This is a genomic window from Paracraurococcus ruber (genome assembly GCF_004353985.1).
Taxonomy (GTDB): Bacteria; Pseudomonadota; Alphaproteobacteria; order Acetobacterales; family Acetobacteraceae; genus Paracraurococcus; species Paracraurococcus ruber.
This window is the reverse complement of the sequence record NZ_SMOA01000030.1, coordinates 23,078-42,746: the sequence shown is the minus strand read 5'-3', so window position 1 is coordinate 42,746 and position 19,669 is coordinate 23,078. Positions and strand designations below refer to the sequence as shown.

At 73.2% G+C, this 19,669-nt stretch carries 18 protein-coding genes; 14 read left to right on the top strand and 4 right to left on the bottom strand.

Annotation, left to right across the window (positions count from 1 at the left end; genetic code table 11):
- Positions 1 to 833, bottom strand: an 833-nt coding sequence (locus E2C05_RS08580) for a hypothetical protein (protein WP_133219201.1), incomplete at its 3' end; no start/stop codon positions are given.
- Positions 834 to 898: 65 nt separating this feature from the next.
- Between E2C05_RS08580 and E2C05_RS08575 the strand changes: the two genes are divergently transcribed.
- On the top strand, positions 899 to 2,491 hold the full coding sequence (locus tag E2C05_RS08575; protein WP_200305836.1) for a sulfatase-like hydrolase/transferase: 1,593 nt from the start codon (positions 899 to 901) through the stop codon (positions 2,489 to 2,491).
- 106 nt (positions 2,492 to 2,597) lie between these two features.
- Here the strand turns inward: E2C05_RS08575 and E2C05_RS08570 are convergent, their stop codons facing one another.
- Positions 2,598 to 3,098, bottom strand: a complete 501-nt coding sequence (locus E2C05_RS08570; protein ID WP_133219199.1) for a flavin reductase — start codon at positions 3,096 to 3,098, stop codon at positions 2,598 to 2,600.
- Positions 3,099 to 3,318: 220 nt separating this feature from the next.
- Between E2C05_RS08570 and E2C05_RS08565 the strand changes: the two genes are divergently transcribed.
- The 5 genes from E2C05_RS08565 (at position 3,319) to E2C05_RS08545 (ending at position 9,529) form a co-directional block, all read left to right on the top strand.
- Positions 3,319 to 4,434 carry a TIGR03364 family FAD-dependent oxidoreductase gene (locus E2C05_RS08565; RefSeq protein WP_133219198.1) on the top strand — a complete coding sequence of 372 codons (1,116 nt, stop codon included), beginning with the start codon at positions 3,319 to 3,321 and terminating at the stop codon, positions 4,432 to 4,434.
- Positions 4,431 to 5,252, top strand: a complete 822-nt coding sequence (gene phnX / locus E2C05_RS08560) for a phosphonoacetaldehyde hydrolase (RefSeq protein WP_133219197.1) — start codon at positions 4,431 to 4,433, stop codon at positions 5,250 to 5,252. Before E2C05_RS08565 ends, phnX begins: the two co-directional genes overlap by 4 nt.
- 90 nt (positions 5,253 to 5,342) lie before the next feature.
- Entirely contained in the window at positions 5,343 to 7,352 is a 2,010-nt protein-coding gene (locus tag E2C05_RS08555; protein ID WP_133219196.1) for a methyl-accepting chemotaxis protein, read from the top strand.
- 164 nt (positions 7,353 to 7,516) lie between these two features.
- Entirely contained in the window at positions 7,517 to 8,515 is a 999-nt protein-coding gene (locus E2C05_RS08550) for a Bug family tripartite tricarboxylate transporter substrate binding protein (RefSeq protein WP_158292018.1), read from the top strand.
- 15 nt (positions 8,516 to 8,530) lie between these two features.
- Positions 8,531 to 9,529 carry a Bug family tripartite tricarboxylate transporter substrate binding protein gene (locus tag E2C05_RS08545; protein WP_158292017.1) on the top strand — a complete coding sequence of 333 codons (999 nt, stop codon included), beginning with the start codon at positions 8,531 to 8,533 and terminating at the stop codon, positions 9,527 to 9,529.
- Between the two features lie 273 nt (positions 9,530 to 9,802).
- Here the strand turns inward: E2C05_RS08545 and serB are convergent, their stop codons facing one another.
- Positions 9,803 to 10,696 carry a phosphoserine phosphatase SerB gene (gene serB, locus E2C05_RS08540; protein ID WP_133219193.1) on the bottom strand — a complete coding sequence of 298 codons (894 nt, stop codon included), beginning with the start codon at positions 10,694 to 10,696 and terminating at the stop codon, positions 9,803 to 9,805.
- Positions 10,697 to 10,740: 44 nt separating this feature from the next.
- Between serB and miaA the strand changes: the two genes are divergently transcribed.
- The 8 genes from miaA to rutA all read left to right on the top strand — a co-directional run bounded on the left by miaA (position 10,741) and on the right by rutA (position 18,446).
- The gene (gene miaA, locus E2C05_RS08535) at positions 10,741 to 11,709 is read left to right on the top strand and encodes a tRNA (adenosine(37)-N6)-dimethylallyltransferase MiaA (RefSeq protein ID WP_133219192.1); all 969 of its coding nucleotides are present in this window, start codon (positions 10,741 to 10,743) and stop codon (positions 11,707 to 11,709) included.
- A gap of 97 nt (positions 11,710 to 11,806) precedes the next feature.
- Positions 11,807 to 13,612, top strand: coding sequence for an acetolactate synthase 3 large subunit (locus tag E2C05_RS08530; protein WP_133219191.1), 1,806 nt, complete (start codon positions 11,807 to 11,809; stop codon positions 13,610 to 13,612).
- A 75-nt stretch (positions 13,613 to 13,687) separates the two neighbouring features.
- On the top strand, positions 13,688 to 14,212 hold the full coding sequence (gene ilvN, locus E2C05_RS08525) for an acetolactate synthase small subunit (protein ID WP_133219190.1): 525 nt from the start codon (positions 13,688 to 13,690) through the stop codon (positions 14,210 to 14,212).
- 108 nt (positions 14,213 to 14,320) lie between these two features.
- Positions 14,321 to 15,337 carry a ketol-acid reductoisomerase gene (gene ilvC / locus E2C05_RS08520; RefSeq protein WP_133219189.1) on the top strand — a complete coding sequence of 339 codons (1,017 nt, stop codon included), beginning with the start codon at positions 14,321 to 14,323 and terminating at the stop codon, positions 15,335 to 15,337.
- Positions 15,338 to 15,354: 17 nt separating this feature from the next.
- Positions 15,355 to 15,843 (top strand): GNAT family N-acetyltransferase, encoded by a 489-nt coding sequence (locus tag E2C05_RS08515; protein WP_133219188.1) that lies wholly within the window; start codon positions 15,355 to 15,357, stop codon positions 15,841 to 15,843.
- Between the two features lie 32 nt (positions 15,844 to 15,875).
- Complete coding sequence (gene puuE, locus E2C05_RS08510; protein WP_133219187.1) at positions 15,876 to 16,805, top strand: allantoinase PuuE; 930 nt, start codon at positions 15,876 to 15,878, stop codon at positions 16,803 to 16,805.
- 5 nt (positions 16,806 to 16,810) lie between these two features.
- Positions 16,811 to 17,134 carry a cupin domain-containing protein gene (locus E2C05_RS08505; RefSeq protein ID WP_133219186.1) on the top strand — a complete coding sequence of 108 codons (324 nt, stop codon included), beginning with the start codon at positions 16,811 to 16,813 and terminating at the stop codon, positions 17,132 to 17,134.
- A 226-nt stretch (positions 17,135 to 17,360) separates the two neighbouring features.
- Positions 17,361 to 18,446, top strand: a complete 1,086-nt coding sequence (rutA, locus tag E2C05_RS08500; protein WP_133219185.1) for a pyrimidine utilization protein A — start codon at positions 17,361 to 17,363, stop codon at positions 18,444 to 18,446.
- 162 nt (positions 18,447 to 18,608) lie between these two features.
- Here rutA and E2C05_RS08495 read toward each other — a convergent pair whose 3' ends face one another.
- Entirely contained in the window at positions 18,609 to 19,571 is a 963-nt protein-coding gene (locus E2C05_RS08495; protein ID WP_133219184.1) for a S1C family serine protease, read from the bottom strand.
- Positions 19,572 to 19,669 lie beyond the last annotated feature (98 nt).

Here is a 19,669-nt window from a genome sequence, read left to right as displayed (position 1 = left end):
CCGTCGCGGGCGCGGCGGCGCAGCGCCGCCAGCAGGCGCGCCGCCAGCGCCGCATCCGGCGCCGCTCGCTCGGTCGCCAGCAGGGCCACGCGCAGCGGCAGGCGCGCCGCCGCCAGCCGCTCGAACCGCCGCGCCAGCATCGCGAGGTCGAGGCGGAGCGCGGCGAAGCCCGCCTCGTCCCAGGGCGCGCCGGCATGGTGGTTCCAGACCGCGCCGCCATCCGCCCGCAGCGGGATGCGCGCGCCGCCCGGCGCGGCGATGGCGCGGATGCCGTCCTCCGGCGCATAGCCGGCCCAGCCTTCCTCCAGCGCCGCCAGCACCGTGGGCAATTCGTGCGAGGCCAGCGCGAAGGGGTTGAAGGCCTCCATGGCGTTCGGGGCGCTGCGGAAGCCCCAGCGCGCCGGCAGGTTCCAGGGCAGGCAATTGAGCCCGAGCGGCAGCAGCGGCACCCGGGCCAGGCCGGCGGCCGCCACCTCCTCCCGGAAGGCCTGCCGCGCCCAGGCGCGGCCCAGGGCGGTGCCAGGCCCCGGCACCGTGTCGCCGAGGCCCTGCAGCAGGAGGCGCGGCAGGTGCGGCGGCAGGGCGACGGCGCCATGCTGCTCGATCCGCGCCAGAGCCCAGGCGCGGGCCGGCGCCAGCGCCTCCGGCGCCATGCCGTCGGCGAGGATGGCGATCATCTCCACCGCCTCCGCCATGGCCAGCGCGGCCTGGGCGAAGCGGCGCTCCGCCGCCTCCTGCGCATGGCGCAGCATCAGCCGGGCCAGCGGCGCCGGCATGGCGGGCAGCCGCGTCACGTCCTGCGCCGCCAGCAGCGCCGCCTCGGCCGGGCTCACCGCCCGCGGCCTCGCCAGGGGCGGCGGCGCGCGGCAGAGTGCCGGGGCCGCGAGGGGGGATGCCGATGATCCGCAACGTGCTGTTCGTGATGTGCGACCAGCTGCGCTGGGACCATCTCTCCTGCGCCGGTCACCCGCATCTGCGGACGCCGAGCATCGACGCGCTGGCGAGGCGCGGCGTGCGCTTCCCCAATGCCTTCGTGCAGTCCGGCATCTGCGGCCCGTCGCGGATGTCCTTCTACACCGGGCGCTACGTCTCCTCGCATGGCGCGACGCATAACCGCGTGCCGCTCTCGGTCGGCGAGGTCACGCTGGGCTGGCACCTGCGCGAGAGCGGGCGGACCCTGGCGCTGGCCGGCAAGACGCATGTGCTGCCGGATGCGGCGGGGCTGCGGCGATTGCAATTGGATGGCCAGAACGACCTGACCGCGCTGCTGAAGGAGGGCTGGTTTCATCTCGTGGACCGGCATGACGGCCATCATGGCGAGCCGGACAGCGCCTATGCCGACTGGCTGCGCAGCAAGGGCTATGCCGGCCGCGACCCCTGGACGGATTACGTGATCTCGGTCGAGGGGCCGGACGGCCAGCCCCTGTCCGGCTGGAAGATGCGCAACGCATGCCTGCCGGCGCGGGTGCGGGAGGAGCATAGCGAGACCGCCTACACCACCGACCGCGCCATCGAATTCATGGACGCACAGGGCGACGCGCCCTGGGTGCTGCACCTGTCCTACGTGAAGCCGCATTGGCCCTACATCGCCCCGGCTCCTTACCATGCCATGTACGGGCCGGAGCACTGCCTGCCGGTGCGGCGGCACGAGGCCGAGCGCGGGCCGGGCGCCCATCCGGTGTTCCGGGCCTGGCAGGAGGAGGAGGTGGCGCGCAGCTTCCAGCAGGACGATGCCATCGCCACCGTCCGCCCGGCCTACCAGGGGCTGGTCCGGCAGGTGGACGACCACCTTGGCCGGGTGTGGGAGGCGATGGAGCGGCTCGGGCGCTGGCGGGACACGCTGGTGATCTTCACCGCCGACCATGGCGACTACCTGGGCGACCACTGGCTGGGGGAGAAGGAGCTGTTCCACGACTGCATCCAGAAGGTGCCCTTCCTGGTCTACGACCCCTCCCCCGCCGCGGAGGCGACGCGCGGGACGGAGGATGCGCGGCTTGTCGAGGCGGTGGATTGCGTGCCGACCATCCTCGACGCGCTCGGGCTCGACCCGGCGAGCCATGTGGTGGAGGGGCGGTCGCTGATCCCGGCGCTGCGCGGCGGCATCGCCGGCGCGGCGGGGGAAGCGGCCGGTGCGGACGAGACATGGCGCGACTGCGCCATCAGCGAGCTGGACTGGACCTTCCGCGGCGCCCGCCGGCGGCTGGGCCACCCGACCGGGCAGCACATGGCCTGGATGGTGCGGACGGCGCGCTGGAAATACGTGCATTGGACCGGCGGCTACCGGCCGCAGCTCTTCGACCTGCAGCAGGACCCGGACGAGTTCCACGACCTGGGCGCGGACGGCACGCTGGCCGGCGTGCGCGACGCCATGCGCCACCGGCTGCTGACCTGGTTCACCCGGCTGAAGTCGCGCACCACCATCACCTGGGCCGAGGCGGAACTGCGCACCGACAGCCACAAGAAGGCGGGCGTCTTCTACGGCGAGTGGTAGCGACCCGCGGGTCCCAAGGGCCCTTCGGCCCCTGGCGGGAGGGCGCGAGAGGGACAGGGGAACCCCATCGCGCGATGCGCGATGCGGACCCCGCAAAGCCCTCTCGCTAGGCTGCCGGCATCCCGACCGGATGGTAGTCCCGCCCGAAATAGATCAACCCGTGGTCGTTCGGGTCGCCCAGGCGGATCGCCTGCACCTCCCCGAACACGACCAGATGCGTGCCCTTCTCGATGATCTCGGCGATGCGGCAGTCGAAGGATGCGACGGCGCCCTGCAGCACCGGCGCGCCGGTGGCCAGCGTCATCCAGGTGCCGGCGTCGAAGCGTTCCTCCATGCTGCATTTCGTCACGCCGGCGAAGACCATCGCGGCCTCCTTCTGCGCGGCCGCCACCACGTTCACGCAGACCGTGCCGTTCGCCTTCATGGCCGGCGCGGCGGTGGCGCCGCGGTTCATGCAGAGCAGCAGGGTCGGCGGCTCGTCGGTCACGCTGCAGACGGCGCTGGCGGTGAAGCCGCCGCGGCCGGCCGGCCCGCCGGTGGTGATGATGTTCACCGCGGCACCCAGCCGGGCCATGGCGTCGCGGAATTCCTGGCGGGGGATGGTCATGCCTCGGGGCCTCGCTGTTCCTCGCGAGTTAAGCACGCGGCGGCCGGATGGACACCGGGGGCCGGGTCCGCGGCGGGCCGGCCGGGCGGCGGATTGACCAGCCGGCGTGCCCTGCGCGCCCGGCCTGCCCAGCGCGCAGGCAGCGCGCCACCCGGGCCCGGGCCCGGGCCCGGGCGCCACCATTGTCGTTGCGCCGGGCCTGGGCTACCGCTGCCGCCCCATGCAGGACCGCTACGACTGCGCCATCGTCGGCGCCGGCATCGTCGGGCTGGCGCATGCCCTGGCCGCGTCGCGCGCCGGGCTGCGGACCCTGGTGCTGGAGCGGGAGGCGCGCGCCGTCGGCGCCTCCATCCGCAATTTCGGCTTCGTGACGGTGACGGGGCAGGAGGCGGGCGATTGCTGGCGCCGCGCCCGCCGCGCCCGCGACATCTGGGCGGCGCTGGCGCCGCAGGCCGGCATCGAGATCCTTCAACGCGGCCTGGTCTTCGCCGCGCGGCGGCCGGAAGCGCTGGCCTGCCTCGAGGAATTCGCCGCCGGCCCGATGGGCGAGGGCTGCCGGATGCTGAGCGCGCGGGAGGCGGCGGCGGCCGGCGCGCTGCGGCCGGACCTGGCCGGGGCCCTGCACAGCCCGCATGAGCTGCGGGTGGAAAGCCGCGACGCCGTCCCGCGCCTGGCGGCCTGGCTGGAAGCCCAGGGCGTCGCTTTCCGCCGCCTGACGGCGGTGACGGGGGTGGAGCCGGGACGGCTGCACAGCACGGCCGGGACCGTCGCCGCGGACCGCATCATCGTCTGCCCCGGCACCGATCTGCGGACGCTGTTTCCGCAAAGCTTCACGCGCCGGGGCGTCACCCTGTGCAAGCTGCACATGCTGCGCGTCGCCGCCCCCGGCGTCGCGCTGCCGGGGGCGGTGATGAGCGACCTGGGCCTGATGCGCTACCTGGGCTACCGCGACTGCCCCTCCCTCCCCCGCCTCGCGGCGCGGCTGCGGGCGGAGCAGGGCGCGGAGCTGGCGGACGGCATCCACCTGATCGCGGTGCAGGGCGCGGACGGGTCGCTGGTGGTGGGCGACAGCCACCATTATTCCGACAGCCCCGATCCCTTCCAGCCAGGCGCGGTGGACGACCTGATCCTGCGGGAGCTGTCCGCCGTGCTGGACCTGCCCCGGCCGGAGGTGCTGGAGCGCTGGGTGGGCGTCTATCCCTCCGGCCCCGACACCGCCTTCTTCGAAAGCCCGATGCCGGGCGTCATGCTGGTGTCCGTCACCAGCGGCACCGGCGCCAGCACCGCCTTCGGCCTGGCCGAGGATGTCTTCGCCGCCTGGGAGAGCATGGCGTGACCGATTGGCGCAGCCCCTATGCCGGCCCGGTCCGGGCGGTGATCCTCGACTGGGCCGGGACGGTGGTGGACCATGGCAGCCGCGCGCCCATGGGCGCCTTCCAGCGCGCCTTCGCGGAATTCGGCGTCGGGATCTCCATCGCCGATGCGCGCGGCCCGATGGGCATGGCCAAGGCCGACCATATCCGCGCCGTCGGCCGGGCGGTGAACGAGGCCTGGCGCGCGCAGCACGGGCGCGACTTCGACGAGGAGGATGTGCAGCGCATCTTCGCGGTGTTCGAGCCGATGAACATCGCCGCGGTGCGCGACCATGCGGCGCTGATCCCCGGCGCCGCGGCGGCGCTGGCCGCGCTGCGGGCACGCGGCATCCGGATCGGCTCCACCACCGGCTATACGCGGCCGATCATGGCGGCCCTCGCCCCGCTGGCCGAAGCGCAGGGCTTCGCGCCCGAGGTGACGGTCTGCGCCGGCGACCTCGCCGCCGGGCGGCCGGCGCCGCTGCAGATGTGGCAGGCCATGGCCGCCATGGGCGTCTGGCCGGCGGCCAGCGTGGTGAAGGTGGACGACACGGCCCCGGGCATCGGCGAAGGCCGCGCCGCCGGCACCTGGACGGTGGGCGTGGCGCTGACCGGCAACATCGCCGGCCTGTCGGCCGAGGCATTGGCGGCGCTGCCGGCGGCGGAGCGGGCCGCGCTGCGCGCCCGCGCCACGGCGGAGCTGGAGGCGGCCGGGGCGCATCTGGTGGTGGACGGCATCGCCGACCTGCCGGGCGCGGTCGCAGCGGTCGAGGCGCGGCTGGCGGCCGGCGAGACGCCCTGAGGGCATCCCGCGGGCAGGATCGCGCATCCGATCCTTACCCATCCTTGACGGAGTGCGGGTCAGCATGGGCGGCCCTCGAGGGAGCCCGCAGTGACCGCCCCCGTCCTATCGCGCGCCACCATCCGCGCCAAGCTGCTCGGCCTGTTCGCGCTTGCCGCCCTGCTCACCCTGGGCGTCGGCGGATTCGCCGCGCATCAGCTGCGTGCCATCAACGACGCGGCGGCCGAGCTTCGCGGCACCTGGCTGCCCAGCACCTACCACCTCGGCACCCTGCGGGAGGCGACCGCCCGCTACCGGCAGCTGCAGGCGAACTCGATCTTCGTGAAGGACCCCGCCACCCTGGCCTTCGAGTTCGAGCGGCTGGGCGTGCAGGCGCGCCGGCTGGACGAGGCCTGGAGGGAATTCGAGGCGCTGGCGCACGACCCGGAGGAACGGCGCCTGGTCGACCAGGCGGTGGCGGCGCGCAACGCCTTCCAGCGCCATGCGCCGCGGCTGGAACAGCTGGTGCGGTCGGGCGACGAGGCGGGCGCGTCCGCGCTGTTCACCGGTGCCATGCGCACCGACTATGCCCGCTTCCTCGACTCCCTGCAGGCGCTGTCCGAGTTCAACCTGCGCGCCGGCCAGGCGGCGGGGGATCGCGGCGAAAGGCTGTACCAGCGCGCGCTCTGGCTGCTGGGTGGCGTCTGCCTGTTCGCCGCGCTGCTGGCCGGCGGCGCCGCGCTGTGGTCGGACCGCGGCGTGCTGCGCCGGGTCACCGGCCTGACCGGCGCGATGCAGCGGCTGGCGCAGCGCGACTACGGCTTCGACCTGCCGGGCACGCAGCGGGCGGATGAGCTGGGCGGCCTGGCCCGGGCGATCGAGGCCTGCCGCGCCGGGCTGCGGGAGGCCGATGCCCTCGCGGCGCGGGAACAGGCCGAGCAGGCCGCCCGCAACCGCCGCCAGGCGGCGATGGACCGCCACACCACGGATTTCGCCGCCGGCATCTCCGGCGTCATGGCCACCCTGTCCGGCGCCGCCGGCGGCATGCGCCAGGCGGCGGAGGAGATGGCGCAGGTCGCCGAAAGCACCCGGGACCGCAGCGCCAGCACCACCGCGGGCGCCGAGCAGAATGCCCGCGACCTCGCCACCGTCGCCGCCGCGGTCGAGCAGCTGAATGCCAGCGTCGCCGAGATCTCCCGCCAGGTGGCCCAGGCGGCGGCGTCGGTGCAGGACGCGGTGGGCCGCGCCCGAGCCACCGACACCACGGTGCGGGGCCTGTCCGAGGCGGCCGGGCAAATCGGCGAGGTGGTGCGGCTGATCAGCGACATCGCCGGCCAGACCAACCTGCTGGCGCTCAACGCGACGATCGAGGCGGCCCGCGCCGGCGAGGCCGGCAAGGGCTTCGCGGTGGTGGCAAGCGAGGTGAAGGCGCTGGCCAGCCAGACTGGCCGGGCGACCGAGCAGATCGCCGGCCAGGTCGCCGCCATCCAGGCCGCGACGGCCGAGGCGGTGGCGGCGGTGCAGGCGGTGGGCATGGCGATCGGCCAGGTGGACGAGGTCGCCTCGGCCATCGCCGCGGCGGTGGAGGAGCAGGGCGCCGCGACGCGGGAGATCGCCAGCAGCGTGCAGACCGTGACGCGGCAGAACGATGCCGCGACCGAAGCGATGCGTGGCGTCTCGGGCATCGCCGAGACGGCCGGCGGCAGCAGCCGCACGGTGCTGGCGGCGGCGGCCGAGGTGTCCTCGGTCGCCGGCGCGCTGCGGGAGGAGGTGGACCAGTTCCTCGCCGCCATGCGCAGCGACGAGGGCGAGCGGCGGCGGTTCGAGCGCATCGCCGGCGGCGGGGAGACGGTGACGCTGCGGCCGCGCCGGGGCGGGGCGGCGATCGCGGCCCGGCTGCGCGACATCTCCCGCGGCGGCATGGCCGTGGCGGCCGATGTCCCGCTGCCGCCGGGCACCGAGGTGGAGGCCGACCTGCCCGGCGCCGGCGGCACGGTGCCGGCGCGGGTCGCGCGGCAGGCGGACGGGCTGCTGGCGCTGACCTTCCCGCAGGACGCGCAATCCCTGGGCCGCGTCGACCGCGTGCTGGAACGGCTCGGTACCCTGGCCCGGGCCGCCTGAACCGGCCCCGGGGCGCCGCCCGATCGCGGCACTCTGGATTAACTTCTTGACATCTTCTGGCTCGCCAACCATCTCGCGGCATGCGCACGACGCAGGCCAGCCCTGCATCGGTGGAAGAACAGCCAGGCCACGCCCGGAGCGTGGCCACCGAGGAGATGGACAGGATGACCAGCACCCGCCTCCGGCGCGGGGCCCTGCTAGGCGGCGCCGCCGCCCTGGCCGCCGCGCCGATCCTGCCGCGCGCCGGCCGTGCCCAGGCCGGCTGGCCGGATCGGCCGGTACGCCTCATCGTCGGCTTTTCCGCCGGCGGGCCGACGGACACGGTGGCCCGCCTCGCCGCCCAGGGCTTCGCCGACATCCTCGGCCAGCCCTGCCCGGTGGAGAACCGCACGGGCGCTGCCGGCAACATCGCGACCGAAGCGGTGGCCCGGGCGACGCCGGACGGCCACACCCTGCTGGTCGCCAATGTCGGGCAGATCGTCATCAACCCGCATACCTATGACCGCTTGCCGGTGGACCCGATGCGGGACTTGGTCCCGGTCGCGCTGATGACCATGACCGGCCTGCTGATCGCCGTGCATCCGTCCTTCGGCGTCGCCACCCATGCCGAGCTGGTGGCGAAGCTGAAGCGGGAGCCGGACCAGCACAAATACGCCACCTCCGGCGCCGGCGGGATCAGCCACGTGGTGCAGGAGCTGTGGCGCCGCCGCATCGGCGCCGAGATCACGCCGGTGCACTATCGCGGCGCCGCGGCGATGACGCCCGAGATGCTGCGCGGCATGCCGCCCATGGGCCTGGACACGATCATCCAGTTCGAGCAGCACATCCGCGCCGGCACCCTGCGCGGCATGGTCTACATCGCCGAGAAGCGCACGCCGATGCTGCCCAACGTCCCGACCTCGGCCGAGGTCGGGCTGGACGGCTTCATTTACGACAACTGGTTCGGCCTGTTCGCGCCACGCGGCACGCCGCAGCCGGTGATCGACCGGCTGGTGGATGCGAACCGCCGCGCGCTGGCGGTGCCGAACGTCATCGAGCGGCTGGCCGCCGGCGGCATGGAATGCGTCCCCGGCACGCCGGACCAGCTGCGCATCCGCTGCGAGCGCGAGTTCAAGGCCTATGGCGACGCGATCCGCGCCGGCGGCATCCGGGCCGATGGCTGAGCGGAGGGAATGACCATGCGCCTCACCCGCCGCCGCCTGCTCGCCGCCGCGCCGCTCGCCGCCGTGCCCCTCGCCGCCGCTCCGCTCGCCCTGCCCGCGCGGGCCCAGGGCCAGTGGCCGGATCGCCCGGTGCGCTTCATCGTCGGCTTCGCCCCGGGCGGGCCGACCGATGTGCTCGCCCGCCGCGCCGCCCAGGGCTTCCAGGAGATCCTGGGCCAGCCGGTGGTCGTGGAGAATCGGCCCGGCGCCGCCGGCAACCTGGGCTCGGAACTCGTCGCCCGCGCGCCGGCCGACGGCCATACCGTGCTGGTCGCCAATTCCGGCCAGGTGGTGATCAACCCGCACACCTATGAGCGGATGAGCTTCGACCCGATGCGGGACCTGGTCCCGGTGTCGGCGATGATCACCAACCCCTTCCTGTTCTGCGTCAACAGCCAGCTCGGCGTGACGACGCATGCCCAGCTGATGGAATGGCTGCAGCGCCAGCCCGACAGCGTGAAATACGCCAGCACCGGCGCCGGCGGCATCACCCATGTGGTGACCGAGATGTGGCGGGCGCGGACGCGGGCGAATGTCGAGCCGGTGCATTTCCGCGGCACCGCCGCCGCCATCCCCGACGTGCTGGCCAACCGGACGCCGCTGTTCTTCGACGGGGTGCAGATGCTGGGCCAGCATGTGCGGTCCGGCGCGCTGCGGGCGATGATGCTGACCAACGCCACCCGCTCCGCCGTCATGCCGGAAGTGCCGACCAGCGCCGAGGCCGGCATCCCTGACTACAACGTGCAGAGCTGGTTCGCGATGTATGCGCCGCGCGGCACGCCGCGCCCCGTCGTCGACAGGCTGGCGGCGGTGAACCGGCAGGTGATGGGCGCGGCGAAGATGCGGGAGACCTTCGCCGCCGAGAACATCGAGTGCATCCCCGGCAGCCCGGAGGAGCTGGGCACCCTGACGCAGCGCTACTTCGCCATGTTCGGCGAGGCGGTGCGGGCGGGGAACATCCGCGCGGACGCATGACGCCGGCCGCGGGGGGTGCCGGCCCCTCGCCGGCGTCCTCCCCGGGGCTCGCCGTCGGGGCGTTGAGCGCCGGGGCGGGGACCCGCGGGTTCCCGCGGCCGGCCGGATGCCGTCCGCCCGACACCGGCGCGGGGCGACCGAGAAGGGCAGCGCCCCCCCAAGGCCCGCGCTGGGGCCGTTGCCGTTCGCCATGGCTCGCGGCGACCGGTCCAGCCATGTGACTCCACGAGCAGCGTCAGCCGCGCAGGTGCGTCCACCTGAGCGGGATCGGCTCTAGCCGGCCAGGATCTCGGTCGCCCGGTACCCCTGCGCGAACAGCACGCCGCGCAGGTCGGCATGGTCCAGCCTGGCGCGGGCCGCCGCGGCGACCACCGGCTTGGCGTGGAAGGCGACGCCGAGGCCGGCCGCCTGGATCATCGCCAGGTCGTTGGCGCCGTCGCCCACCGTCGCCGCGGCGTCGAGGGACAGGCCGTGCTCCGCCGCCAGGCGCTTCAGCGTCGCCAGCTTGGCGTTGCGGTCGAGGATCGGCTCCCCCACCTTGCCGGTGAGCCTGCCATCCGTGATCTCCAGCGTGTTGGAGTGATGCGCATGGAACCCGACCAGTTCGGCGACGCGGCCGGTGAAGAAGGTGAAGCCGCCGGAGACCAGGGCGCAATGGGCGCCGTTCGCCCGCATGGTGCGCACCAGCTCCATCGCGCCGGGGGTGAGCGCGGTGGTCTCCCAGGTGCGGTCCAGGGCGGAGACCGGCAGCCCGGCCAGCATGCCCACGCGCTCCACCAGCGCCTCGCGGAAATCCAGCTCGCCATTCATCGACCGGCGGGTGATCTCGGCGATCTTCTCCTTCAGCCCGGCGAAGGCGGCGATCTCGTCCAGCGTCTCGGTGGTGACGATGGTGCTGTCCATGTCGGCCAGCAGCAGCCGCTTGCGGCGGCCCTCGGCCGGGGTGGCGATGGCGTCGACCGGCGCGCCCTGCAGCGCGGCCATGGCCGCCGCCCTGGCCTGCTCGGCGGCCAGGTTGTCGAAGGGCAGGTCGGCGGCCTCGGCGTCCGAGAGCCAGTCGGCCGTGCCGGCCTCGGCGCCCAGCGCCCGCAGCGCATCGCGCACGCGGGCGACGAGGGCGGGGCCGAGGCCGCCCGGCGGCGCGATCAGGGTCAGGATCTGGGACATGCAACGGCCTGCGCTGGACGCCGCGCTATCGCCCGGGCGGCGGCATGACGCAACCCGCGCCGGCCGCCATCCTCGTCGCCGGGCCCACCGCCAGCGGCAAGTCGGCGCTGGCGCTGGGCCTGGCGCGGCGCCTGGGCGGCACCGTCATCAACGCGGACTCCATGCAGGTGTACCGGGACCTGCGGGTGCTGACCGCGCGCCCGACCCCGGCGGAGGAAGCGCTGGTCCCGCATGTCCTGTACGGCATCCGGCCGGCGGCGGCGGCGGCGAGCGTCGCCTGGTGGCGGGAGGAAGCGCTGGCGGCCATGGCGGCGGCGCGGGCAGCGGGCCGCCTGCCGATCCTCTGCGGCGGGACGGGGCTGTACTTCGCCGCGCTCACGCAGGGGCTCTCGGCCATCCCGCCGGTGCCGGCGGCGGCGCGGGCGGAAGCACGGGCGCTGCTGGCCGAGATCGGCGCCCCGGCGCTGCATGCCCGGCTGGCGGCGGCGGACCCGGAGACGGCGGCGACGCTCCGCCCGGCCGACAGCCAGCGCGTCGCCCGCGCCTGGGAGGTCTGGCGCGGCACCGGCCGCGGGCTGCTGGCCTGGCAGCGGGAGGCCGGACGCACCGGACCCGCCCCCGCGCGCTTCGCCGCCGTGCTGCTGGACCCGCCGCGGGACGCGCTGCGCACCGCCATCGCCCGCCGCTTCGACGCCATGCTGGCGGCCGGCGCGCTGGAGGAGGTGCGGGCGCTGGCCGCGCAGGGCCTGGACCCCGCCTTGCCGGCCATGCGGGCGCATGGCGTGCCGGAGTTGCTGGCGCATCTGCAGGGGACGATGACGCTGGCCGCGGCCCGCGAGCGGGCGGTGCTGAACACCGGGCAGTACACCAAGCGGCAGGCGACCTGGTTCCGCCACCACGCGCTCGCGGCCCCGACGCACACGCATATCATCCATGCGCGAATGGAGGGCGTAGCGCAATTTCAGGAATGCATAGACCCGAAAATCTTGGCGTTTGTTGATCAGGGGCGTTGACGCGGCGCAGCAGGGGGCGTAGGGGTGCGGCCCTCGCCGATCCGGTCCCGGGGGCTTGCCCCGACCGGCCGGCGACGCATTGCCCCGAGGATGACCCATGTCCGCCACCCTTCAGACCCCGCCCCAGGGACACGAGACGGCCCGCACCATGACCGGTGCGGAGATCGTCCTCCAGGCGCTGAAGGACCAGGGCGTAGAGGTCATCTTCGGCTATCCCGGCGGCGCGGTCCTTCCATTGTACGACGCGCTGTTCCAGCAGAACGCCATCCGCCACATCCTGGTCCGGCACGAGCAGGCGGCGGTGCATGCCGCGGAGGGCTATGCGCGGTCCACCGGCAAGGTGGGCGTGGTGCTGGTCACCTCCGGCCCCGGCGCGACCAATGCCGTGACCGGCCTGGTGGATGCGCTGATGGACAGCATCCCGGTGATCTGCCTGACCGGCCAGGTGCCGACCCACCTGATCGGCAACGACGCCTTCCAGGAGGCCGACACCACCGGCATCACCCGGCCTGCGACCAAGCACAACTACCTGGTCAAGGACATCCGCAAGCTGGCCTCCACGGTGCACGAGGCCTTCTACGTGTCGAAGAACGGTCGCCCCGGCCCGGTGGTGATCGACCTGCCGAAGGACATCCTGATCGGCAAGGGCCCCTACACCGAGGCGCCGCAGACCCCGCATCGCAGCTACCGCCCGCAGACCGAGCCTGACGCGCGGGCGATCCGCGACGCGGTGGCGCTGCTGAAGGGCGCGAAGCGGCCGATCGTCTACGCCGGCGGCGGCGTCATCAATGCCGGGCCGGAGGCATCGCGCCTGCTGGGCGAGTTCGTCCGCATGACCGGCATGCCCTGCACCAACACGCTGATGGGCCTGGGCGCCTATCCCTCCACGGACCCGCAATTCCTGGGCATGCTCGGGATGCACGGGACCTATGAGGCGAACCTCGCCATGCATGGCTGCGACGTCATGCTGAACATCGGCGCCCGCTTCGACGACCGGGTGACCGGGCGGCTGAACGCCTTCTCCCCGGGGTCGAAGAAGATCCACGCCGATATCGACCCTTCCTCCATCAACAAGAACGTCAAGGTGGATGTCGCCGTGGTCGGCGATGCCGGCCGGGTGCTGGCGGCGATGATCGAGGCCTGGAAGCAGGATGGCCAGCAGCAGGACCGCGGCGCGCTGGCCGGCTGGTGGCGCCAGATCGACGAGTGGCGCGGCAAGTCCTGCCTGCACTACGTCCAGGAAGGCAGCATCATCAAGCCGCAGCATGCGGTGAAGCGGCTGTACGAGATCACGCGGGAGATGGGGCGCGACACCTTCATCACCACCGAGGTCGGCCAGCACCAGATGTGGGCGGCGCAGTATTTCGGCTTCGAGCAGCCGAACCGCTGGATGACCTCGGGCGGCCTCGGCACCATGGGCTACGGCCTGCCGGCCGCGATGGGCGTGCAGATCGCGCATCCCGACGCGCTGGTCATCGACATCGCCGGCGAGGCCAGCATCCTGATGAACATCCAGGAGATGGGGACCCTCGCCCAATACCGGCTGCCCGTGAAGGTGTTCATCCTGAACAACGAGTACATGGGCATGGTGCGGCAGTGGCAGGAGCTGCTGCATGGCTCCCGCTACTCCGAGAGCTACTCGGCCGCCCTGCCCGACTTCGTGAAGCTGGCGGAAAGCTTCCATGCGCGGGGGATCCGCGTGACCCGGGCGGAGGACCTCGATGCCGGCATCCGCGAGATGCTGGCGCATCCCGGCCCGGTCATCGCCGACATCGCGGTCGCCAAGGACGAGAACTGCTTCCCGATGATCCCCTCGGGCGCCGCGCATAACGAGATGATCCTGGCGCCCGGCCAGACCGGCGGCGTCGCCGGCGTGACGGATGAGGGCAAGGTGCTGGTCTGACCCCGCACCACGCGTGACACCGAGGCGGGGCGGCGACGCCGCCCCGCGACCCGCAGCCTTGCCCCTGGTTGATCCATGCCCGACCCGACCGATACCAGCTACCGCAACGCGACCATCGCCGTGCTCGTCGAGAACGAGGCCGGCATCCTGGCGCGCGTCGTCGGCCTCTTCTCCGGCCGCGGCTACAACATCGAGAGCCTGACCGTGGCGCCGGTGGATGAGAACCGCCGCCTGTCGCGCATCACCATCGTCACCTCCGGCACGGACATGGTGATCGAGCAGATCAAGGCGCAGCTCGACCGCTTGGTGCCCGTGCACAAGGTGAGCGACCTGACGCTGGAAGGCCCGCATCTCGCGCGCGAGATGATGCTCATCAAGGTGGTGGGCAAGGGCGAGAACCGGATGGAGGCGCTGCGCCTGGCCGACGCCTTCCGTGCCCGGGTGGTGGACGCGACGACCGAGAGCCTGGTCTTCGAGATGACCGGCGCCGGCGACAAGCTGGACGCCTTCATCGACCTGATGCGGCCGATCGGGCTGAAGGAAGTGTCCCGGACCGGCGTGGTGGCGATCGCGCGCGGCGCGGGCGGGCTGCTGGCCTGACCGGCCCGGGCGGCCGCCGCCCCTCACCCACTTGCGAGGCGATCCCGACCGGAGCATGACGGGCGCGACGCCAGGACCACCTGAACACCGCGAAGAAAGGACCGAACAATGCGCGTGTACTACGACCGCGATGCAGACGTGAACCTGATCAAGGCGAAGAAGGTCGCCGTCATCGGCTTCGGCAGCCAGGGGCACGCGCATGCGATGAACCTGCGCGACAGCGGCTGCGTCGATGTCGCCATCGGCCTGCGCCCCGGCGGGTCCTGGAAGAAGGCGGAGGCCGCCGGCTTCAAGGTGATGACCCCGGCCGAGGCCGCCAAATGGGCCGACGTCACCATGGTCCTGACGCCCGATGAGCTGCAGGGCGACCTGTACCGCGACCACCTGCACGCCAACCTGAAGGAAGGCGCCGCCATCGCCTTCGCCCATGGCCTGAACGTGCATTTCAACCTGCTCGACCCGCGCCCCGACCTCGACGTCTTCATGATCGCGCCGAAGGGCCCGGGCCACACCGTGCGCAGCGAATACCAGAAGGGCGGCGGCGTCCCCTGCCTGGTGGCGGTCGCGCAGAACCCGTCGGGCAATGCGCTGGAGATCGCGCTCTCCTACGCCTCGGCCATCGGCGGCGGCCGGTCCGGCGTGATCGAGACGACCTTCAAGGAGGAATGCGAGACCGACCTGTTCGGCGAGCAGACCGTGCTCTGCGGCGGCCTCGTCGAGCTGATCAAGGCGGGCTTCGAGACGCTGTGCGAGGCCGGCTACGCCCCCGAGATGGCGTATTTCGAGTGCCTGCACGAGGTGAAGCTGATCGTCGACCTCATCTACGAGGGCGGCATCGCAAACATGAACTACTCGATCTCCAACACCGCCGAGTACGGCGAATACGTGACGGGGCCGCGCATCATCACGCCGGAGACCAAGGCGGAGATGAAGCGGGTGCTGGAGGACATCCAGTCCGGCAAATTCGCCCGCGACTGGATGCTGGAGAACAAGGTGAACCAGGCCAGCTTCAAGGCGACCCGCCGCCGCCTGGCCGAGCACCCGATCGAGGAAGTGGGCGAGAAGCTGCGCGGCATGATGCCGTGGATCAAGCAGAACGCCCTGGTCGACAAGGCGAAGAACTGAGCCGGCGGGGGGCGGACATGGACATCCGGGTCCGCCCCTTCGCACCGGCCGACCGGGCGGCGCTGCTGGAGCATACGGCGGCGCTGAACCTGTACGAGCAGCCCATTGCCGGCGACCGCAACCTCGGACCCGGCGCGGCCGAGGCCAGCCTCGACCACATCCTCGGCCGCGTGGCGGCGATGGGCGGGGCGACCTGGGTGGCCGAGGCGGATGGCGCCGTGGTCGGGCATCTCTGCCTCGTCCTCGACGAGATGCCGGCCTATGTCGCGCCGGACCGCCGCCGCATCGCCTATGTCACCGACGCCTTCGTGCGGGAGGAGGCGCGCGGCCAAGGCGCCTTCCGCGCGCTGCTGGCCACAGCGGAAGCCTTCGCCGCGGCCGCCGGCGTCACGCGCATCATGATCGGCCTGCTCGCCGGCAATGCGGCGGCGGAGGCCGCCTACCGCGCCGCCGGCTTCCGCCCCTATGCGCACGAGATGGCGAAGGACCTGCCGCCGCCGGCTTGACCCGGGATGCCGGGCCGGATGACCCTTCCGGCATGACCGACGCGCCGCAGATCCTCGCCGCCGAGACCGAGCACCCCCGCGACTTCCTCGGCTACGGCCCCACCCCGCCCGACCCGCGCTGGCCCGGCGGCGCCCGCCTCGCCCTCTCCTTCGTGCTGAACTACGAGGAAGGCGGGGAGCACACGGTCCTCAACGGCGACCCGCACAGCGAGATCTATCTGCACGAGGTCCCCGGCGGCACGCCCCGCCAGGGCGAGCGCGACCTGTCGACCGAGACGCAGTTCGACTACGGCGCCCGGTCCGGCGTCTGGCGCATCCTCCGCCTCTTCGCCGAGCGCAACCTGCCGCTGACCATCTATGCCGTCGGCCGCGCGCTGGAACTGAACCCCACCGTCGCCCGCGCCTTCACCGACCAGGGGCATGAGGTCGCCTCGCATGGCTGGCGCTGGATCGACTACCGCAATGTCCCCGAAGACATGGAGCGCGCCGAGATCGCCCGCTGTCACGAGACCATCGCGCGGCTCTGCGGCCAGGCGCCACTCGGCTGGTACACCGGCCGCATCAGCGCCCGCACCCGCCGCCTGGTCGCCGAGCATGGCGGCTTCCTCTACGACTGCGACAGCTATGCCGACGACCTGCCCTACTACGTGAAGGCGGGCGGCAAGCCGCTGCTGGTGCTGCCCTATACGCTCGACAACAACGACATGAAATTCGCGGTGCCGCCGGGCTTCTCCTCGAATGACGGCTTCACCCAGCACCTGACCGATGCCTTCGACACGCTGCACCGGGAAGGCGGGCGGATGATGTCGGTCGGGCTGCACTGCCGCCTCGCCGGAAGGCCGGCGCGGGCGGCGGCGCTGGCCCGCTTCCTCGACCATGTCTGCCGCCACCGCGATGTGTGGGTGGCGCGGCGGGCGGAGATCGCGCGACACTGGCTGCAGGTCCACCCGCCGCAGGAGTGACGCGCATGGCCAAGGCCGGAACCTATCCGCTGGAGAAACGCGAGCTGGTCGCCGAGGCGCCGGGGCTGCGCATGCAGATCCTCACCCTCGCCGCCGGGCAGGAAGTGCCCTGGCACTGGCACTCGGAGGTCACCGACACCTTCTGGTGCATGGACGGCCCGATGGTGATCGAGACGCGCGCCCCCGCCGGCACCACCATCCTCCAGCCCGGGCAGATGCACGCGGTGCCCGCCCGCACCGCGCATCGGGTCACCGGCCAGGATGGCGGGCCCTGCCGCTTCGCCATCCTGCAGGGCGTCGGCACCTACGACTTCATGCCGGTCGGCTGATCCCGGCGGCGCGCCGTTTGCGCTTTCGCGGTACGGCGATCGCGCTTCGGCAGCACGCCGATTGCGCTCTGGCGGCACGCCACTTGCCTACGAGCATCCCCGTCTGCAGCGGTTCGCGTCCAGGGCTGAACGCGGCGCCGCTGCCCATCGTTGATCATCGGGTGGGTTCACGCCGGGCGGCCTCCGGGCCGCACGGCGACCCGCCCCAGCGGACGGAGGCAGGCGGATGGATATCGGCGTCTTCATCCCGATCGGGAACAATGGCTGGCTCATCTCCAGCACCTCGCCCCAGTACATGCCCAGCTTCGCGCTGAACCGGCAGGTGGTGCAGCGGGCGGAGCATTACGGCTTCGACTTCGCCCTCTCGATGATCAAGCTGCGCGGCTTCGGCGGCCCGACCGAGTTCTGGGACCACAACCTGGAAAGCTTCACCCTGATGTCGGGGCTGGCGGCGGTGACGGAGCGCATCCGGCTCTATGCCTCGGTCGCCGTGCTCACCATGCCGCCCGCCATCGTGGCGCGCATGGCGGCGACCATCGACGACATCTCGGGCGGCCGCTTCGGCGTGAACATCGTCTCCGGCTGGCAGCAGGCCGAGTATGACCAGATGGGCCTCTGGCCCGGCGAGCAGCATTTCGCCAACCGCTACGACTACTGCGCGGAATACGTGCAGGTGATGCGGGAGCTGTGGGCCACCGGCCGGTCCGACTTCCAGGGCCGGTACTTCCAGATGAAGGATTGCCGGGTCAGCCCGCAACCCGCCGCCGGCCGCGTCCCGGTGGTCTGCGCCGGGCAGAGCCCCGCCGGCATCCGTTTCGCGGCACAGTACGGCGACTACAATTTCTGCGCCGGCGCCGGCCAGAACGACCCCGGCGCCACCGCACCCAACATCGCCCGCCTGGTGCAGGCGACCAGCGAGACCGGCCGGACCTGCGGCGCCTATGTCCTCTACATGGTCATCGCCGAGGAGACGGACGCGGCCGCGCTCGCCAAGTGGGAGCGCTACCGCGACGGCGTGGACACCGAAGCGGTGGCCTGGCTGACGCAGCAGGCCGGCGCCGACACGGCGGCGGACGCCACCTCCACCGCCCGCTGGATGGCGCGGGCGAAGTCGGCGGTGAATTTCAACATGGGGCTGCTCGTCGGATCCTACGCGACGGTGGCAGGGCTGCTGGACGAGGCGGCGGCGGTGCCCGGCACCGCCGGCCTCATGCTGGTCTTCGACGACTTCATCGCGGGCATGGAGGATTTCGGCCAGCGCATCCAGCCGCTGATGCGCTGCCGGCAGGACCGCGCGCTGCGGGCGGCGTGAGGCGCGGCGGTCGAGGAGGGCGCTGCCCTCCTCGAACTCCACCCGCCAAGGGCCGAAGGGCCCTTGGATCCCTCGGGCGATAAACCCCTACGGGGGCCCGGGGTCGGTGCGATCCCCGGCGGGGGGTCGAGGGTGGCGGCGCCCCCCTGGGGCCACCCGCGCTCAGCCCCGCTCGGCCGGCACCACCCGCAGCCGCCGCAGGTCGCCGCGGCGCAGCAGCAGCGCCTCGGCGTCCTCGCCCACGCGTTCCCCGGTCAGCCAGCGCAGCAGCGCGTCCACGCCGGTCACCGCCTGGCCGCCGAAGGCCAGCAGCAGGTCGCCGGCCTCGATCCCCGCCTTCGCCGCCGGCCCGCCCGGCTGCACCGCGGCGACCAGCACGCCACTTTCCTGCGCCAGCCCATGCGCCCGGGCGAAGCGGCGCGGCACCGCCTCCCGCTGCCCGGTCAGGCCCAGGGCCGCCCGCCGCACCCGGCCGAAGCGGACAAGCTGCCCCAGGACGAGCTGCGCCGTGTTGCTCGCCACCGCGAAGCACAGGCCCTGCGCGCCGGCGATGATCGCGGTGTTGATGCCGATGACGCGGCCGGCGCTGTCCACCAGCGCGCCGCCGGAATTCCCCGGGTTCAGCGCCGCATCCGTCTGCACCAGATCCTCGATCGGCCTTCCGCCCCGGGGTCCCGGTCCCCTGGGCAGGCTGCGCCCCAGCGCGCTGATGACGCCGGCCGTGACGGTGGAAGAGAAGCCGAGCGGGTTGCCGATGGCGACCGCCAGCTGCCCGGGGCGCAGCGCGGCGGAATCGCCCAGGCTCGCCACGGGCAGCGCGCCGGCGCTCTCGGCCCGCAGCAGGGCCAGGTCGGTGTCGGGATCCTCGCCCAGCAGGCGCGCGGCGAAGGGCCGGCCCTCGGCGGCGGTCACCTGCACCGCCTGGGCGCCGGCGACGACATGGGCATTGGTCAGCACCAGCCCGTCGGGCGAGACGATGACGCCGGAGCCGGTCCCCGCCCCGCGCGCCCCGCGCACCGCCACATGCACCACCGCCGGCCCCGCCCGCTCCACCGCCGCGGTGACGGCGCGGGAATAGGCGTCCAGCAAAAGGGAGTCGTCGGGCGGCAGGGGAATGTCCAGCATGGTCGCCGAGAGGTGGTCGCCCGGCCCGGCCGCCGGCAACCCGGCCGTTCGGGCAGGACGGGGGGCGGGCGTCGCCGCCGCGACCGGGGCCCGGATCG

Coding starts and splice junctions, on each gene's coding strand:
- E2C05_RS08550 (WP_158292018.1), top strand. CDS start 7,517: ATGACCAGCACCCGCCTCCGGCGCGGGGCCCTGCTAGGCGGCGCCGCC.
- E2C05_RS08495 (WP_133219184.1), bottom strand. CDS start 19,571: ATGCTGGACATTCCCCTGCCGCCCGACGACTCCCTTTTGCTGGACGCC.
- E2C05_RS08545 (WP_158292017.1), top strand. CDS start 8,531: ATGCGCCTCACCCGCCGCCGCCTGCTCGCCGCCGCGCCGCTCGCCGCC.
- E2C05_RS08565 (WP_133219198.1), top strand. CDS start 3,319: ATGCAGGACCGCTACGACTGCGCCATCGTCGGCGCCGGCATCGTCGGG.
- E2C05_RS08505 (WP_133219186.1), top strand. CDS start 16,811: ATGGCCAAGGCCGGAACCTATCCGCTGGAGAAACGCGAGCTGGTCGCC.
- rutA (WP_133219185.1), top strand. CDS start 17,361: ATGGATATCGGCGTCTTCATCCCGATCGGGAACAATGGCTGGCTCATC.
- E2C05_RS08570 (WP_133219199.1), bottom strand. CDS start 3,098: ATGACCATCCCCCGCCAGGAATTCCGCGACGCCATGGCCCGGCTGGGT.
- E2C05_RS08575 (WP_200305836.1), top strand. CDS start 899: ATGATCCGCAACGTGCTGTTCGTGATGTGCGACCAGCTGCGCTGGGAC.
- miaA (WP_133219192.1), top strand. CDS start 10,741: ATGACGCAACCCGCGCCGGCCGCCATCCTCGTCGCCGGGCCCACCGCC.
- serB (WP_133219193.1), bottom strand. CDS start 10,696: ATGTCCCAGATCCTGACCCTGATCGCGCCGCCGGGCGGCCTCGGCCCC.
- ilvN (WP_133219190.1), top strand. CDS start 13,688: ATGCCCGACCCGACCGATACCAGCTACCGCAACGCGACCATCGCCGTG.
- ilvC (WP_133219189.1), top strand. CDS start 14,321: ATGCGCGTGTACTACGACCGCGATGCAGACGTGAACCTGATCAAGGCG.
- puuE (WP_133219187.1), top strand. CDS start 15,876: ATGACCGACGCGCCGCAGATCCTCGCCGCCGAGACCGAGCACCCCCGC.
- E2C05_RS08515 (WP_133219188.1), top strand. CDS start 15,355: ATGGACATCCGGGTCCGCCCCTTCGCACCGGCCGACCGGGCGGCGCTG.
- E2C05_RS08530 (WP_133219191.1), top strand. CDS start 11,807: ATGTCCGCCACCCTTCAGACCCCGCCCCAGGGACACGAGACGGCCCGC.